The following is a 15968-nucleotide window of genomic DNA, read 5'->3' on the forward strand; positions in this document are numbered from 1 at the left end:
TTACAGTGAGACCAGACCCCATCAATATAATGGTGGGTTAACGCCAAATGAGTCAGAACGTTTATATTGGAATGACTCTAAAACCGTGGCCAATTTTACTTGACCACTACATACGGCAGGTGGGGAATCAGGAGAACGAACATTAGAGGGATTTTATACTAAAGGGCATTAGTGATTAATCACCTTTAATTTGATGCACTAGTGCAGCTTTTTCTTCCTCAGTCATCTTTTCAAGCAAGCACAGTAACTCTGCTGTGCTTTCTGACTCACAAAAAAAATACGCCACAGGCACACCTAGCTCATGGGCCATGGCCTTTAAGGTCTTGTAGTCAGGCGTGTGCTTGCCTTTCTCATACTGATTCATACGCGCACTGGCGCTACCAACCTCCATACCTAGCTGAATACCCAGTTGTTTTTGACTAATTCCCTTAGCAATGCGGGCTTGTTTAAGTCTAATAGGTAATGGATTGATGATTTTATCTGCCACAGCTTCAACATGATTTGTCCTTTGATGCTCAGATTGTCTTAGTTTTTTCACTTGAGGTATACTAAGGAATCCTTAGCTTTTTAGGGCTTGTTGTCAAGATTTAATCTGAGCTAAGTAATATCAAGTTACCTATCAATGAAGACTCTGTTGATTTAAGCGTAACAAAATGTCATGGAGTGGCTCGTTAAGCATTGAAATTAAAAACTATTGGTAAAAACCGTGGCTATAAAATTAATTCGTATCAATGAAATTTTGTTTAGTATTATCATTGCCGTAGAGCTTGAAAAATTCACTATTACTCAGATAAAAAACTTGATAATAGAGGCAAATTCTTCAGTATCGTCAAAAGATATAGATCAACTGGTGCGTCGTGCTTGTGCAAAGCTGGTCAATGTTGGATTTTTGGAGAAAAGAAACCAGGGGAATAAGCACGTTTATTATAAAACAGCACTGTTCGATAAATCACAGCTAGTACCCAGCAACGCGCGAGTCAAAGCAATAGCTATCACGTCTTCAAACTCACAAGAACTAACACGCCTTAAGGCTACACTCAACCAATATCAAGTTGATTTACTTGGATACATTGGGGAAGCGGAAGAGTTTAAACGTCTCATTGAAGAGATCCCCAATTCGAAACCCAGGCTTTATCCCAGATACATGAATGCTCGTAATCAAAGTTCAACATTGATGGGGAAGATTAAAGCTGTAGAGTCATGCCTTAACGACCTCAAAGGACTATGACGGTGAAGTTAAGACAATGGCAAAGCCAATGCGTTGATGCGGCGTTGGCACGATATCAAACTCAAAGTCACTTTATGTGTTTAGCCACGCCAGGTGCTGGTAAAACTATTATGGCTGCAGAACTAGCTGCAAGACTGATTGCTATGGGGAAAATTGATTTTGTGCTGTGCTTCTCTCCATCATCAGAGGTGAATGACAGCATTCGCTCAACCTTTTCAAAGCGTCTGAATAAGCGATTTGACGGGCTAATGGGTGCCATTGGTAGTGTCTATACCTATCAGTTCATGCCCTCCTTAACTGAGGCGTTTTGGCAGCTATTACGAACGCATAAAGTGTTTGTGATCATGGATGAAGTTCATCATCTAAAGGGCAATCTTCTTAGTAATGCCAATGCATGGGGAGAAGAGGTACTACTAAATATTCAATATAATGCGGCATATACGTTAGCGCTTTCTGGTACACCTTGGCGCTCAGATAAGGCCCCTATAGTGCTTTCACGATTCACTGAACCAGATAATACAATCCACTGTGATTTTAGCTATGGATTAAAGCAGGCAATTGCGGATAACGTCTGTCGTCAGCCTAATATCGTTTTAATTGATAACAACAAAATCAAACTAGAAATTGATCAAGAGATTGAGACATTTGCATCTATAGCTGAGCTCTTGTTAGGCCCAAGATATAGTTATCAAGCGTTAATAAATCATCATCAAATAATGCATTATATGTTGAATCAAAGCGTTAAAAAATTAGCTGAAATACGCCTCAGTAACCCGAATGCCGGCGGTTTAGTTGTTGCGGCGTCAATTAAACATGCTAAACGATTACTCCAAATACTTGTCTCTGATCTTAAACAAAGTGCGTGCATCGTGACATCTAGCTCAAAGAATCCTTCCTGTATTATTGATGGATTTCGACAAAGTCACACCCAGTGGATTGTTAGTGTGGGGATGATTTCTGAAGGTACTGATATCCCTCGGCTGCAAGTATGTTGTCATTTGAGCCGAATAAAAACTGAAATGCATTACCGACAAGTCCTAGGTCGAATATTAAGGGTTAATTCAAATGAGGCTCAACAAGCTTGGTTATTTACGTTAGCAGAAACAAGCCTGACAGAGTTTGCTTATAGAATTGACCAAGATTTACCGGAGCAATCTGTGGTTATCGAGCAGACTGGCTCACAGGATTTAGACATAGAGTTACCGCAATTAACATCAAATGAAGCTACTCAAGGGAATATAGGTAATGAGTTACATGTGGATCTGTCAGGTTTTTCATTATCCAATACTAATGGACATGCTAGCGCTTCACATAAGTCCGCCATTGACGAAGAGAACTCTTACAATTTGGCATTGCTAGGTTCATATAAAGAGCAAATCGTCAGAATGTTTGATAATTATTTACTCAGTAGCTGAGCTAAGGTTTGTGGTTTAGAAAATACTCTAGCAATCAGCATTTCTTCTGCTGACATTGCATTTGAGTTATACCTAGAATGCTCAAAAACTTCAGAAATCAGAATATCCTCTATTGGTTGAGTAAATGGATTATTTGAGACAGTCCCTGATGTTCGATTGAAAAGTGTTGTATAAGCGTCCGCAAAATGTTGATTTTCTAGCGTGTTAGCACCTGCGAGTAGCGCATTCTTCAATGCTTCTAAAAGAAAGTGTTTTAGAATCCTATTTTCACCTCTACAGGCTGCAAATAAGGGAATTGCCACATGCTTGTCTTCCAGCTTGGGAGGCTCCTCAAAGGGCATGTACTTAGCTAAACCCATCAGATATTGGCGGTAATACTTGCTGTCTTTTTGAAGACTAAAATATTCAAGTTTTCTTCTTCTCACTAAGCGAGATGACCACTGTGGTTCTTCTGCAATTTGTTCGGCCCAAGGCATACCGACTAACACAATAGGAACTCTGGCTTCTTCACTTATATACTTGAACGCATTTGCAATCAGCTGTCTCTCTTGAACTGTTTTGAACTCGATTAATTCTTGAAACTCATTAATGATAAGCAGCTCAACTTTGGCTTTAACCAAGTTATCGACCAGTTTTTTCCTCAAGTCAGTGGCATAGCCATGCTTCTTTCTTTGATGGCTTCCAAACAGTTCAAGATCCATCAACATCTGAGTTAGTGTTGCATCTAATCCTTTGCCACTAGATATACGGCTAACTAGAACTGGTATAAATTCACGTCCGTATTTCTGGCTAGCTAATACTTGTTTTTTATAGTGGTTAATTAGATGGCTTTTGCCTACTCCGGTATCTCCCGTTAAGAGCATACATTGCTGATCTGATTGAAAAGTTCGATTAAACCTTAGTTCATCAAAATCATTGAAAATGGTTATCAATTGAGGATGCATGACAATACAGTCGCTAAATTTACCCAGTTGTTCAATTTGAGTAGGACTTAATGTCTTCATTCAAAAGCCTCTAAATCGTCGTCCCAGTTTTCGAAAATATGGATTTGTTTAGCTGCTGATTTACTAGGTAAAAGTAAGCTCTGATCATCACTTTTCATTTTTATCGTATTTTGGCCTGTGCTACTCACATCAGCCAACTGAGCCTGTTTCTTAACCGCTGTAATTTTTGCTTTGGTTTTGGATGCTATAAATGCTTCTTGCTCTTGTTTAACTCGAGCATGAATAGCCATACGCGCTTTAGCTAATCCCAAATCATCCTTCCCTTCCCGAATAATCTCACGATTAATTTTCTTGATCATTTTATGCTCATGAAGGCTCAAACCGTGGGTATAATCACTATTATCAGTACAGGGGACTTTAAGATAACCGCCTAATTCTTCGAGGTAAACATGGATACTCGATAGATCGTCAGGGTCGACTTTAATGATTTTTTTGATGGTTTCTTTGGTTTGTGGGTAATGCTTTCTGTAATCGGCCAAAGCAGTAGAGTCATACATTAACTCTTCAAATTTAAAACCATTTCTGGTTAATGTTCGCTCATCTGAAATACCCATCAGCACAGTAAACCGTTGTTCGTCCTCTGCACTCATCTTTAGTGGCGGGTAAATATCAAAGCCACGCTGCCACTGTTTTATAGGAATTTGTGTTTCACGTGAGTCTGAATCTTGATGATAAATATCAACAACCCAGCGATGGAATTCTTCAACAAAAGTAGAAAAGCGCATAATAGCGTCTTTTTCCGGTTTATAGTCTTCTTTTGCTAGGATATTCGAGAAGGTTTTACCTGGCATTTCGGCTAAAAAGCATTCGTTAATCATCCCGAAAAAACGTTCTACAAAAGGCTTTAACCAAGGTTTACGAACTGGGTTATATTGAATGTTTATTCCTGCCTCTTTACAGGCATGCTCTAAACTTTTCGACCAAAATTCAGCTCCATTATCCACAACTAGGTTTTCAAATTTACCATAGCAAGGCCACTCATTTTGAAGCTCTATATCAAGACCTTCAAGTGATTTAGGTTTTATTGCATGTACGATTGCCTTGGCAGCTGAAACATATGAAGGCGACCGATAGCTTAAGTGAAACCCCAAAACACAACCGCTGAAAACATCAACAATCAAAGTTAAATAAGGTCTGCCAATTGGGATAGATAATTCATCGTCAATCAGAATTAGATCTAGTGGAGTGTGATCGATTTCTACCCGCTCTAATATTCGCGTTGGGGGAATATGGGAAGAGCAATAAGCAAACCATTGATCTGCTTTAAATTTACCATGCCGCGCCACTGCAACAGGATAAGGAGGTAATGACTTTATTCTTTGGCTAAAGCTTTTATAAGAAATGATAGGAATTTGTCCATCAACAATGTTTTCATTTTCAATTGTGATGGCATCTTTATAGTACTGATATGCTGTAGATACTTTAGGCCTTTTAGCATCTAAAAAACGAGTTAGGGCTTGCTCAAAAAATGCTTCATCCCCCTTAACTCGACTCGTTCTATTACCCATTTTGTGTCGCTTAACGACTAATGATGCAAGGTCACCATCACTTTCAATGTAGCTTTTACGCCAACGGACTAACGTTCGCCAGTTAGGCCGCTTGTCCATGGCCGTAGTAAAAAGAACATCAAGAATTGGATCTAGATTTTTTTGAGTCCATCCACCAGAAATTTTTTTGTCTATGAAGACAATGAGTTGATATTTGTTTAACGCATTGTCTCTTAAAAATTCAGGGAAGGTATCTAAGTCTCTTTTGACTAATGCTGTATCTTCTAACTTCACATATTGAATGGGGGTATCTGGTTTTTTAACTAATTCAGACTCACTAAATTCATCCTCAAAATCCATCATTCAATGCACCATACCGCTGGATTACAACCAAGATCATCCTGGCTTAAGTTCGCCTTAACCAATCCTTTATGCATAAGGGAATACAAGTGTGAACGGATTTCCCCTAATGCTAATGATTGCTTTGCAGCCACATCGTTAACACTAATTTTCCCTGTTTTTTTTATAAGATTGAGCAGTTCAACTTGAATGTCGCTCAAGCCGTAAACTCCCGAATATCGATGCAAAATTTTAAGATTATTTAGAATCGGGTTTACACGGATTTGACGTTCAGTGACCAAGATAAGATCTGCACCTAAAGACTGAGCAGCCGCTTTCTTTGCTAGAAATCTAGCCCTAAAGATTGGATCGAATGTTTTGCTATAAGGTTTATATTCATGGAACTTTACTGTCCCATCAAAAAACTGAATTATCGCATCAGGAGTATAGGGCAATCTTTTGCCCTCAAAAGCGTAATAGAACCCTTCAGGCTGGCTACCAAACACCTCTATACAATCATTGTATTCATGATGAAAGCACGCATCAAACTCCAATGAACTTTCACACATTATCGTTTCGCTAACTTTTGCGCTAGCGAATTTAAATACGTTTTTGTTCGGTGATGGTTTGCGTAAGCTTCTTATGTACATGAGTTAAATTCGCACAAATAATGTACATTTATTGTACTGGGATACAAATATTTGTCAAACTATGGGTTATTTGAAAGCCAAAATACTGATATTAAATAAAATAGCTTCTGTATTGTAATTACAAAAGCCATTTTTATGTCATTAAATGAGTTAAATTTGTCAAGCTATGGGTACGTTATGTCAATGTATGGGTTCAGCGACAACTACTCATGCCCCCAAGGTTTTGGCGGTAATGCGACGGGTTGAGTGAGATCAAAATCGACTTTGAAATCGCGGTTTTCGCGCGTGAGTTGATAACTAAACGTTGTTGGCGTAATTTCCATGTGCCACACATTCGTGATCGACTGGGTTAGCCCATTCTTAACGAAGTTATCGATAGATTCCCTATCAATGGGGAACGATTGTTTCAGCACTGTCCCGTCATTCATGGTATCGCCGCCATACATAGTCACAGCATCTTCGCTGCCATCTTGATGGCGATGGTCGTGTTTCAACTTAAGCCCTTGCTGCGTTTTAGTTAGCACCCAAGTACGTGAATGGTCATCACCCACATGGAACGGGATCTTAAGCTCAGTGTCGCTGCATTCGCGCACGTGCATAACTAAAGACTTACCGCTAAAGGCCGAGTCCGCAGTGTCACCCGAAACTACTTTGCCCGCAAAGGCTTGGCCGCAACGGACGGCAATTTGCGCAAAGAAAGTATGCTGCGTCTCAGTGGATAAGGGCTCAGCTTGAGCCGCTATGGATGGTAAGGCAATCGAAGACAAACTGGCGAGCGCGAGACTCTGTAGGGCAATTCTGGACTTCATCTTGTTCTCCATTTTTTAGATGAAAAACACCCTAACACTAGGAAATAAATTCAAACTGAATTTTCCCTAGTGTTAGTGACGATAAGCCAAGTGATTACCAGCCGATATAAGTACGCGAACGATTACCGAGACGCTTCTTGATAAAGCGAGCCGTAATAATACTTCCCATCATCAGGAAGATAAAAATCCCCGCGGAGAAGAGCACGCTAGTGATCCAAGATCCCGGCGGTAAACGGTAACGCATTAAGGTCGCGGTGGCGTTAAACATCATGTCGAACAGCGGATGAATAAAGAAAATCGCAAAACTCATCTCAGCCACTTCCACTAACCAAGGCAATCGACTGCGCCCCGACAACCATTCGCAGAAATTCAGCACTAACACACATAAACAGAGTTTTTGAATAAACTGCCAATCGATGCCGTTATATTCAAACGGAGCCTTATGGTAGTTACCAATATGCTGCACTATGTAAGTTTGCTCGACTAAGCTCACCACTAAAAAAATCATCGCGAGGGCAGTAAAGATAGAACCAAAGCGCGTCACAATATGTTCATCTTGCGAATATAAAATACCAATCAAATAGAAAGGCATAAAATACACCACTGAGTGGATGAAATTGACGTTACCTATGGGTCTATGCAGCAGAATAGCCACTACACAACTCAGCACAAATAGCGTCCAACGCATCTGCTGTGAGCAACGGATAAACCACAAAAATATTGGCGAAAATAGAAATACCGCCATGATGAATGGAATATACCAATGCGGATACAGGATATAACCGTTACGTATGGTGTAAAAAATACTCAGCAAGAGTTTATCGAGCGACTGGTGCTCCATAAAAATCCAGCGTAAACACAAACAGAATAAACCGATCAGAGACACGACTAAAAAAGGATAAAGTACGTTCTGTACTTTGTTCTTCATGAACTTGCTATAGTCGAAATCCTTATAAAAAATACGATGGAAAAAGTACCCTGAGATAAACACGAATAAGGCCGTGCCACCGCGTAATAGGTTTTCCAATAACAGCGGGAAACCTTCTCCAGAGTTGTAAATACTGTGGCCAAGCACGATAAAGATAATCGCAATGCCACGCATGTAGGTAAATTCGAGCTGATTTTTTCTCATTATTAATTCATCGCACAGTAGAGGGTTCTTCCATCAACAACACTCGCAGAAACCCTAATAGTTCCATGGACTTCTGCTTCATTGAATACCAGATACTGACCCTCACGCTGAAAGGGGAATGCCAAAGGTAACAGAGTTGCAGCCTCAATGCCCTCACAATAATTTTGTACAGGAACATCGAGTAATGGACTGCCACTCACTGACAAGTTACTAAATTGCGCGCTCATCCCTAGATAGGCTTGCGTCATTTCATCTTGGTACGGCACAACATAAAAACCAGAACGCACATCACCCACATCAATAAAACTACTGCTATCACTGACGCTCGGCATCACCAATAACGGTACTCTAACGTCCTGCGCATTCAATAATAGCTGCGACAATTTCGCTTGAGTGGCGGGATAATACGCCAGCATTTCCTGTAACGGCTTCTTCTGTTTATTATCTTTTCTTTCCACCGGCTGCACTGGTTTCACGCGATTTAACAGTAAATCTAGCGGTAACATGCCCGACATGACAGACTCTTTCCACACGTAAGGGTCTTGAGTGCTATCCAACAATATGCCCGCCAGAGCACCGATGTTTTCCGCCTCCGCCGTCCAACCACCCAACATTTTCCTCTGCTGGTAATAGTCGTGCACATATTGGGTCAGTATTTGCTGATAACCGAGTAAGGTTTGATTTTGGCTCAAGATACGTGCGCCAGCAGCCAGTTCCACATACTTAGCGCTGCCTTCGACGAGGTCGTTGATGTAACCGACTCTATCCTCGTTCGGCGCAATTTGACGCCATTGCTGTAACCAGTAGGCCGCATGGCTCAAGTGTAATGACTGCTGCTCGGGTTGTGCCAGCGCCGCCATTAAGGCATCAAACAACTGTAAACGGTAATAACGGGCATCGAGGCTGAGCGGAAACACTTCGCCCTCGTAACGCCTGCCCTCTTCTAAAACTCGCCATTCGGATTGCGCATAAAAGTGAAAAGCTTCATGCAGACCATTACTGGCCCAGATTAAAAAAGCTAAATCAGTGGGCTTAGTGTCGGCAGTAAATTGGATGTTCGGCGCTTCGAGTTGGATTAATACCCCAGGCTGACCTTGATATTGCGGAAAACCGAAATTAACAGACAAACCAGACTGCAGGTTGACTGACTCTAAGACGCTGTTATCTTGGATGATTTCACCGCCTGGCTGACGTAGCCAAACGTTGCCGCCATAACTAAAGAGGTGCACTTTATCTTCGAGGCGAAAACCCGGCCACAGAGCTTCGCTCTGGCGACTATTCTGCGCCATAAAATCGAGGTAAAGACGGGCGAGTTGTTCCGGAGAGGCCTCATCGGCAAACGCGGGGGTAGCGGCAGAGACACCTAAAAGCCATAGGATCACTACCATAATATTTTTCATTTATCTGCCTAAACAAACACAAGGGGTTTACAAAACAGCGCTAGCATATAGCGCAATCAAGCAATAGTGAAACGTTTGCAAAAAAATATTTTTCCCTTAAAAAAGCTAAGGTAAAACCAAATCAACGACTCCTAATAAAATCATATTTTTAGCGCAATTTAGCATCACTTAGGTCTTGGCGAGCACATTAGGCTTAAACCTTAGGTTCCGTCGGTTTATCGCCAAACCAGAGTGCCAGTTTATCCGCCGCGAGGGATTTGACTTCGTCATCAATATATAAGGTCACCATAGTCAAAGCGGCGGCAAGCGCCCCTAAATCGTCGGTAAAACCCACTAAAGGTGTGAGATCGGGGATCGCATCTAAGGGAGAAATAAAATACGCCAAGGCACCGAAGATGACAGACTTGGCCCATTTAGGCGTATTCGGCTGCTGCGCCGCATAATAAAGCCACAGGGCACGCTCGATCACTTCCCTGCCCGCCTGACGGCTAAAGAGTTTAACCTTGTTCCAAAATCCGCTGTCGGTAAATTGCTCATCCGCCATTATATCGCTCCTGCAGCTTGAGATTGTTTGAGTATCAATCTATTCCTCCTCACAGTGTACGACGATAAGCCGCAGGGGTCAGGCCAAATTGTTGCTTAAAACGTAAGGAAAACTTTTCCGCCGATTGATAACCACAGGCTAAGGCCACTTGTAGTAATGGCTCGCCCGAGTGTTGCAGCATGGCCAAACCATGGCTCAGCCGGACTTCGACTAACAACTGCCTAAAACTGGTGTCTTCTAACGCCAATTTACGCCTAAGGCTGGCCGTGCTCATGTGTAACTTGTCGGCAATCTCCTCCTGCTGCCATGGCGCCGAAGGACTCACGCTCATCAAAGCTAAGGCCGCTTGAGTCACGCTGCGTTGCGTGTGGCCATACAACCAGTTCACACTGCGTTTATCAGGCAAACTGAGCAGTAACGCAGCCAGATAATGCAGCTGAACAGAATCAGCCAGCGACAAGCTCAAACTCTGTAATAACGCATTCCAAGCTAAGTCCACCGCGCGCGATACGTTTTGGACTGGCATAGGATCGCGCCAATCGGCCGTGCTCGATAAAATGCCTTGGGGCAAATCGTGGGGGAGTAATAACTGTACCGCCCGATAGCGCCCAAGAAAAGGCCGATTCACAAAGCTGATATGCGAACCCGCAGGAATTAACAGTAACTGACCTTGGCCCACCAAAACGGATTCATCTTGCCAGAGTAAAGACTTTTCCCCATGGATAACCCGAATAATCGACGGCTGATGCACAGGTACTTGAGATAAAGATTGTGCCTGCTTCGAATCATATTCAAACAAACGGATCATGACACCAGCCTAATTATCAATGGATTATCGGTTATATACCGCAGTCAACTTGGCGCTACCTAAGGCTTGTGCTCTGAGCATAAAGCCTAATAATGCAGGGCTAGCGTCCTTTGGCAGATCTAATGCACTGGGCAATGCCCACACAGTGAATTCATACCTGTGTACGCCATGACCTTCGGGCGGACAAGCGCCACCAAAGTCTGTGGTGCCGAAGTCGTTCTTCAAAGCAATAGCGCCTTTGGGCAGTGCATCGGCATGCGAGCCCGCGCCCTGCGCCAATGATGTTTGCGCTACGGGTAAGTTATATACCGCCCAGTGCCACCAACCGCTGCCAGTTGGCGCATCAGGATCATAAGCCGTCACCGCAAACGCTTTCGTCCCCGCAGGTATGTCAGTCCAAGTCAGTTGCGGCGAAATGTTGTCACCTTGGCAACCGAAACCATTAAATACTAATTGCGATGTGAGTTTATTGCCCTCGCTCATATCTTTGCTCGTTAACGTCATAGCATGTGCCTGTCCAAATAAGCCCAATACTAAACTCGCCCCTAGCCACCATTTATTCATGTCTATCTCCCATTGATGTTTCGACCTGACTAATCTACGTCAATCCAAAAGATCACATCTGCCCTAAAACGGCAACTTTCTGCCCCAAATGCTCAAATGTGAGAAAAAAACTGTCATTTTTGCAATCTTTCAGCATGCATGTGATTTTGTAAAGATAATTTATGCATAACCATGCAAGTTCGTCGTACGGTATAAATCAAGAAGCTTATTACTACAGCCCTTTAATTAAAATCAGAAAAAAAAGAATAAGATGTTTTATGCAAAAATAATTATTTAAATAACACTGACAATATTTACTTTCATAATTTAGATAAAGATACTTAAGTATGATTGACTCAGTTTAATATCGATTAAATAAGTTAAATTTAAGCGCTGAATATTAAAAAGTAAGACATAGGTCATGATTTTATTTATAACTCACATATAAACTTCATTCCGTAATAAAAACCTAACTATTTTCTCTAAGTCATAATGGAGTCGTATATGAAGAGGAAATCTAAAATCATGGCGCATATCCGGCGCACGCGGCATATCATGATGCCTAGTCAACGTGACTATTTCGATCACTCCTTTATCTTCCTCCGCTAATCTCAGCGCAGGTAGTAGGCCAACGAACAGGTCTAAAGTGCTATTGCTCTAATTTTTGCAAACACTTAATGTACTGTCTTTTTTTGGTTTATTAACTTGCGTCACTATCAAAGCATTCTTTTATCAGTGCAGTTTTACTGCGGCTAAGCTATTTGCACGCCCAATAAATATATTTTAACTTTTATTTATTTCGCGACATTGGCATAACCACACCTAATCTGCGCACGGAATAGCTATATCTAATTTTTATGCCATTAATGTTTTTAATTAGGTATAGGCACACTTGTATCTATTTTTTAAAAAGTAAAAGGGAAATTAACTATGAAATCATTAAAAGTAGCCGCTAGCTTATCTGTTAGATCTTGTTTCGATATCGACAGAGAAGTCGTCAATGTATTAACCACAGATTTTTGCGATGTGGGCGCGGCTGTAGTCTCTGTTGATGATGTTAGAAATGGTATTGTTGAAAAGATTAAAAACACCGGATTGAAACTACCGATTTTCGTTTCAGTTTGCTGCGAAGAAACTTTCCCAGACGATGTTTGCTCATCTATTACTGGGGTATTTGAACTCTGCGGCGATAACACTGACTTCTACGGAAAACAGGTTGAAACTGCGGTAGATAAATATGAGCAAGCGCTATTACCTCCTTTCTTCGGCACACTGAAAAAGTACGTTGAAATGGGTAATTCTACCTTTGCTTGCCCAGGTCACCAAGGCGGACAATTCTTCCGTAAGCATCCTGTGGGTCGTCAGTTCTTCGACTTTTTTGGCGAAACGATTTTCCGCGCCGATATGTGTAATGCCGACGTCAAATTAGGTGATTTATTGATCCATGAAGGCGCGCCACTGGCAGCGCAGAAATATGCTGCCAAAGTCTTTAATGCCGATAAAACCTACTTTGTACTTAACGGGACTTCATCTTCAAATAAAGTGGCCACCAATGCGCTGTTAGCTAAAGGTGACCTGGTATTATTCGACCGTAATAACCACAAATCAAACCACCATGGCGCGTTAATCCAAGCTGGTGCAACACCCGTTTATTTAGAAACCGCACGTAATCCCTTCGGATTTATTGGTGGCATCGACGCTCATTGCTTCCAAGAGTCCTATTTAAGAGATCAAATTCGCGAAGTCGCCCCAGAAAGAGCCGATGAAAAACGCCCCTTCCGTTTAGCGATAATCCAACTCGGCACCTATGACGGCACCATCTACAATGCTCGCCAAGTAATTGATAAAATTGGTCATCTGTGTGATTACGTCTTATTTGACTCGGCTTGGGTCGGTTACGAACAGTTCATCCCTATGATGAATGACTGCTCGCCACTCTTGCTCGAACTGACCGCTGAAGATCCTGGCATTATCGTGACTCAGTCGGTGCATAAACAGCAGGCGGGCTTCTCGCAAACATCGCAAATCCATAAAAAAGATAAACATATCAAAGGCCAAGATAGATATTGCAACCATAAACGTTTCAACAACGCCTTTATGATGCATGCTTCTACCAGCCCCTTCTATCCTCTATTTGCGGCGCTAGATGTGAACGCGAAAATGCATGAAGGCGCAAGCGGTCGTTACCTGTGGCGCGAAGCGGTAAAAGCCGGCATCGAAGCACGTAAGCTACTGCTGAAAAAGTGTAAATATATCAAGCCATTCGTGCCAACCATGATAGATGGCCGCCTATGGCAAGACTATGAAACAGAGCAAATGGCCGATGACTTACGCTTCTTCGAATTCGAACCCGGTCAGAAATGGCACTCCTTCGAAGGTTATGACAAAGGCCAATACTTTGTTGACCCTTGTAAGTTCTTATTAACAACACCAGGCATAGATGTAGAAACCGGTAAATATACCGACTTTGGTATTCCAGCAACTATTTTGGCTAACTTCTTACGGGAAAATAATATTATTCCTGAGAAGTGCGACTTAAATTCGATTTTATTCCTGATGACGCCTGCGGAAGATATGGCCAAGATGCAACATCTGGTCTCGCAAATATCTCGATTCGAGAAATTAGTCGATGAAGATGCGCCATTATCTGAAGTTTTACCTAACGTCTATAACGCGAATAAAGCGCGTTATCAAGACTATACCATCCGCCAACTTTGCCAAGAAATGCACAATCTTTATGTCAGCCATGATGTAAAACAACTGCAGAAAGAAATGTTCCGTAAAGCGCATTTCCCAACCAAAGTCATGGATCCACAGGAAGCAAACCTAGAGTTTATTCGTGGCAAAGTCGAATTAGTCCCACTATCACAAATTGAGGGAAGAATTGCCGCAGAAGGCGCACTTCCTTATCCACCAGGTGTGCTATGTATGGTACCAGGTGAAATATGGGGTGGCTCTGTTCAACGTTATTTCCAAGCTCTCGAAGAAGGTATCAACTTATTACCTGGATTCTCGCCAGAACTACAAGGTGTTTATCTCGAAAACACTCCTGACGGCAAAATTCAAGCAATGGGCTATGTACTAAATAAATAATGAAGACTGACTGCAGAGTTTATTAACCCCGCTCTGCAGTCAATTTCATACTCCCTATAATAAGTCACCTACATTAGGTTATTAGTATGAGTAAATCAGAAAATAAAATTGGCGTCGTCCAATTAACTATTATCACCATAGTCAACATGATGGGTTCGGGCATTATTATGCTGCCAACCCAATTAGCTCAAGTCGGTACTATTTCGATTTTATCTTGGTTAGTCACAGCGGCGGGTTCAACTGCTCTCGCCTACGCCTTTGCCAAGTGCGGTATGTTCAGTAAGAAATCCGGTGGTATGGGCGGTTATGCCGAATATGCCTTCGGCCGATCTGGCAACTTTATGGCTAACTACACCTATGCCGTTTCGCTGCTCATCGCCAACGTCGCCATTGCGATCTCGGCCGTGGGTTATGCCGCCGTGCTGCTTGATGTAAACCTAAGCCCAATGGCCATTTGTCTTGCAACCATTGGCGTACTTTGGCTGGCAACGATTGCTAACTTCGGTGGTGCCCGTATCACAGGTCGCGTAAGTAGCGTGACTGTGTGGGGGATTATTCTGCCCGTGATTGGCGTGTCGTTAATTGGTTGGTTCTGGTTCGACATCGACCTCTACAAAGGCGCATGGAACCCGCATGATATGCCATTCTTCAAAGCGTTAGGCGGTTCTATCGCGATGACTTTGTGGGCATTCCTTGGTTTAGAATCGGCCTGTGCCAACTCCGAAGCCGTCGATAATCCAGAGAAAAACGTCCCTATCGCAGTAATGGGCGGTACTTTAGGTGCAGCAGTAATTTATATCGTCTCTACTAACGTCATTGCCGGTATTGTGCCAAACGCCGAACTTGCTATGTCGAACGCGCCCTTCGGTTTAGCCTTCGCGCAAATGTTTAACCCTGTGGTCGGTAAAATCGTGATGGCCTGTGCCATTATCTCTTGTACTGGCTCGCTGCTAGGTTGGCAGTTCACTATTGCCCAAGTGTTTAAAGCCTCTGCCGATGAAGGATTCTTCCCTAAAATCTTCTCTAAAGTCAGTAAAGCCGATGCGCCAATTTGGGGTATGACCATTATCGTTTGTATTCAAACCGTTTTATCTCTGATGACTATTAGCCCATCACTGAGCAAACAGTTCGAAGCACTCGTTAACCTCGCCGTCGTCACCAACATTGTGCCTTACATACTATCGATGGCCGCCCTTGGCATAATGCAAAGACAGCAAAAAGTACCGGTTAATAAAGCCCGTATTGCCAACGTGATTGCCGTGATCGGTGCCTTATATAGCTTCTATGCCCTGTATAGCTCAGGCGAAACCGCAGTAATGCTTGGCGCCATGGCCACCTTCTTCGGTTGGACTATCTTCGGCGTGATCTCAAACAAAGCACCCGTTGCCGATACGCGTCCAGCCTAAATCCGGCTAGCGCATTATCGAAAACGATTAATCACACCATCTAAAAGAACGGTTACTCAGGGATCATAGGCCAAGCCTATGATCCCCTGGAGAATACTTGCTCATTATCG

General features: G+C 42.6%; 15 protein-coding genes. 5 read left to right on the plus strand and 10 right to left on the minus strand.

Features of this window, described 5'->3' with window-relative positions; all coding sequences use genetic code 11:
* Positions 1-175: 175 nt before the first annotated feature.
* Complete coding sequence (locus KV201_RS19165; protein ID WP_226060272.1) at positions 176-475, minus strand: helix-turn-helix domain-containing protein; 300 nt, start codon at positions 473-475, stop codon at positions 176-178.
* Positions 476-706: 231 nt separating this feature from the next.
* Here KV201_RS19165 and KV201_RS19170 point away from each other — a divergent pair, with 231 nt between their 5' ends.
* Both KV201_RS19170 and KV201_RS19175 read left to right on the plus strand, forming a co-directional pair.
* On the plus strand, positions 707-1228 hold the full coding sequence (locus KV201_RS19170) for a hypothetical protein (RefSeq protein WP_012588894.1): 522 nt from the start codon (positions 707-709) through the stop codon (positions 1226-1228).
* A gap of 2 nt (positions 1229-1230) precedes the next feature.
* Positions 1231-2643 (plus strand): DEAD/DEAH box helicase family protein, encoded by a 1413-nt coding sequence (locus tag KV201_RS19175; RefSeq protein ID WP_226060236.1) that lies wholly within the window; start codon positions 1231-1233, stop codon positions 2641-2643.
* Here KV201_RS19175 and KV201_RS19180 read toward each other — a convergent pair.
* The 9 genes from KV201_RS19180 to KV201_RS19220 form a co-directional block, all read right to left on the minus strand.
* Positions 2625-3647 carry a TniB family NTP-binding protein gene (locus KV201_RS19180; protein WP_226060238.1) on the minus strand — a complete coding sequence of 341 codons (1023 nt, stop codon included), beginning with the start codon at positions 3645-3647 and terminating at the stop codon, positions 2625-2627. The genes KV201_RS19175 and KV201_RS19180 overlap by 19 nt on opposite strands.
* On the minus strand, positions 3644-5497 hold the full coding sequence (locus KV201_RS19185) for a Mu transposase C-terminal domain-containing protein (RefSeq protein WP_226060239.1): 1854 nt from the start codon (positions 5495-5497) through the stop codon (positions 3644-3646). The genes KV201_RS19180 and KV201_RS19185 overlap by 4 nt, the downstream gene beginning before the upstream one ends.
* The gene (locus tag KV201_RS19190; RefSeq protein WP_226060240.1) at positions 5494-6042 is read right to left on the minus strand and encodes a TnsA endonuclease N-terminal domain-containing protein; all 549 of its coding nucleotides are present in this window, start codon (positions 6040-6042) and stop codon (positions 5494-5496) included. The genes KV201_RS19185 and KV201_RS19190 overlap by 4 nt, the downstream gene beginning before the upstream one ends.
* 284 nt (positions 6043-6326) lie before the next feature.
* Positions 6327-6932: a hypothetical protein gene (locus tag KV201_RS19195; RefSeq protein WP_226060241.1), complete on the minus strand. Its 606-nt coding sequence runs from the start codon at positions 6930-6932 to the stop codon at positions 6327-6329.
* Positions 6933-7026: 94 nt separating this feature from the next.
* The gene (locus tag KV201_RS19200) at positions 7027-8064 is read right to left on the minus strand and encodes an acyltransferase (protein WP_106649133.1); all 1038 of its coding nucleotides are present in this window, start codon (positions 8062-8064) and stop codon (positions 7027-7029) included.
* A gap of 2 nt (positions 8065-8066) precedes the next feature.
* Positions 8067-9464, minus strand: a complete 1398-nt coding sequence (locus KV201_RS19205) for a hypothetical protein (RefSeq protein ID WP_226060242.1) — start codon at positions 9462-9464, stop codon at positions 8067-8069.
* A gap of 193 nt (positions 9465-9657) precedes the next feature.
* Positions 9658-10008: a YkvA family protein gene (locus tag KV201_RS19210; protein WP_006083509.1), complete on the minus strand. Its 351-nt coding sequence runs from the start codon at positions 10006-10008 to the stop codon at positions 9658-9660.
* Between the two features lie 49 nt (positions 10009-10057).
* Positions 10058-10816, minus strand: a complete 759-nt coding sequence (locus KV201_RS19215; RefSeq protein ID WP_126493040.1) for an AraC family transcriptional regulator — start codon at positions 10814-10816, stop codon at positions 10058-10060.
* Between the two features lie 24 nt (positions 10817-10840).
* The gene (locus KV201_RS19220; RefSeq protein WP_226060243.1) at positions 10841-11380 is read right to left on the minus strand and encodes a YbhB/YbcL family Raf kinase inhibitor-like protein; all 540 of its coding nucleotides are present in this window, start codon (positions 11378-11380) and stop codon (positions 10841-10843) included.
* A gap of 504 nt (positions 11381-11884) precedes the next feature.
* Here KV201_RS19220 and speFL point away from each other — a divergent pair.
* The 3 genes from speFL to potE all read left to right on the plus strand — a co-directional run bounded on the left by speFL (position 11885) and on the right by potE (position 15858).
* Positions 11885-11968, plus strand: a complete 84-nt coding sequence (gene speFL / locus KV201_RS22670; RefSeq protein WP_224022194.1) for a leader peptide SpeFL — start codon at positions 11885-11887, stop codon at positions 11966-11968.
* Between the two features lie 321 nt (positions 11969-12289).
* The gene (speF, locus tag KV201_RS19230) at positions 12290-14452 is read left to right on the plus strand and encodes an ornithine decarboxylase SpeF (protein WP_011848112.1); all 2163 of its coding nucleotides are present in this window, start codon (positions 12290-12292) and stop codon (positions 14450-14452) included.
* Positions 14453-14538: 86 nt separating this feature from the next.
* Positions 14539-15858, plus strand: coding sequence for a putrescine-ornithine antiporter (gene potE / locus KV201_RS19235; protein WP_006084479.1), 1320 nt, complete (start codon positions 14539-14541; stop codon positions 15856-15858).
* The last annotated feature ends 110 nt before the right edge of the window (positions 15859-15968 follow it).

This window comes from Shewanella sp. SR1, from assembly GCF_020447145.1.
Taxonomy (GTDB): Bacteria; Pseudomonadota; Gammaproteobacteria; order Enterobacterales; family Shewanellaceae; genus Shewanella; species Shewanella baltica.

Coding starts and splice junctions, on each gene's coding strand:
- KV201_RS19180 (WP_226060238.1), bottom strand. CDS start 3,647: ATGAAGACATTAAGTCCTACTCAAATTGAACAACTGGGTAAATTTAGC.
- KV201_RS19215 (WP_126493040.1), bottom strand. CDS start 10,816: ATGATCCGTTTGTTTGAATATGATTCGAAGCAGGCACAATCTTTATCT.
- KV201_RS19200 (WP_106649133.1), bottom strand. CDS start 8,064: ATGAGAAAAAATCAGCTCGAATTTACCTACATGCGTGGCATTGCGATT.
- KV201_RS19195 (WP_226060241.1), bottom strand. CDS start 6,932: ATGAAGTCCAGAATTGCCCTACAGAGTCTCGCGCTCGCCAGTTTGTCT.
- KV201_RS19205 (WP_226060242.1), bottom strand. CDS start 9,464: ATGAAAAATATTATGGTAGTGATCCTATGGCTTTTAGGTGTCTCTGCC.
- KV201_RS19185 (WP_226060239.1), bottom strand. CDS start 5,497: ATGATGGATTTTGAGGATGAATTTAGTGAGTCTGAATTAGTTAAAAAA.
- KV201_RS19190 (WP_226060240.1), bottom strand. CDS start 6,042: ATGTGTGAAAGTTCATTGGAGTTTGATGCGTGCTTTCATCATGAATAC.
- speFL (WP_224022194.1), top strand. CDS start 11,885: ATGGCGCATATCCGGCGCACGCGGCATATCATGATGCCTAGTCAACGT.
- potE (WP_006084479.1), top strand. CDS start 14,539: ATGAGTAAATCAGAAAATAAAATTGGCGTCGTCCAATTAACTATTATC.
- KV201_RS19220 (WP_226060243.1), bottom strand. CDS start 11,380: ATGAATAAATGGTGGCTAGGGGCGAGTTTAGTATTGGGCTTATTTGGA.
- speF (WP_011848112.1), top strand. CDS start 12,290: ATGAAATCATTAAAAGTAGCCGCTAGCTTATCTGTTAGATCTTGTTTC.
- KV201_RS19210 (WP_006083509.1), bottom strand. CDS start 10,008: ATGGCGGATGAGCAATTTACCGACAGCGGATTTTGGAACAAGGTTAAA.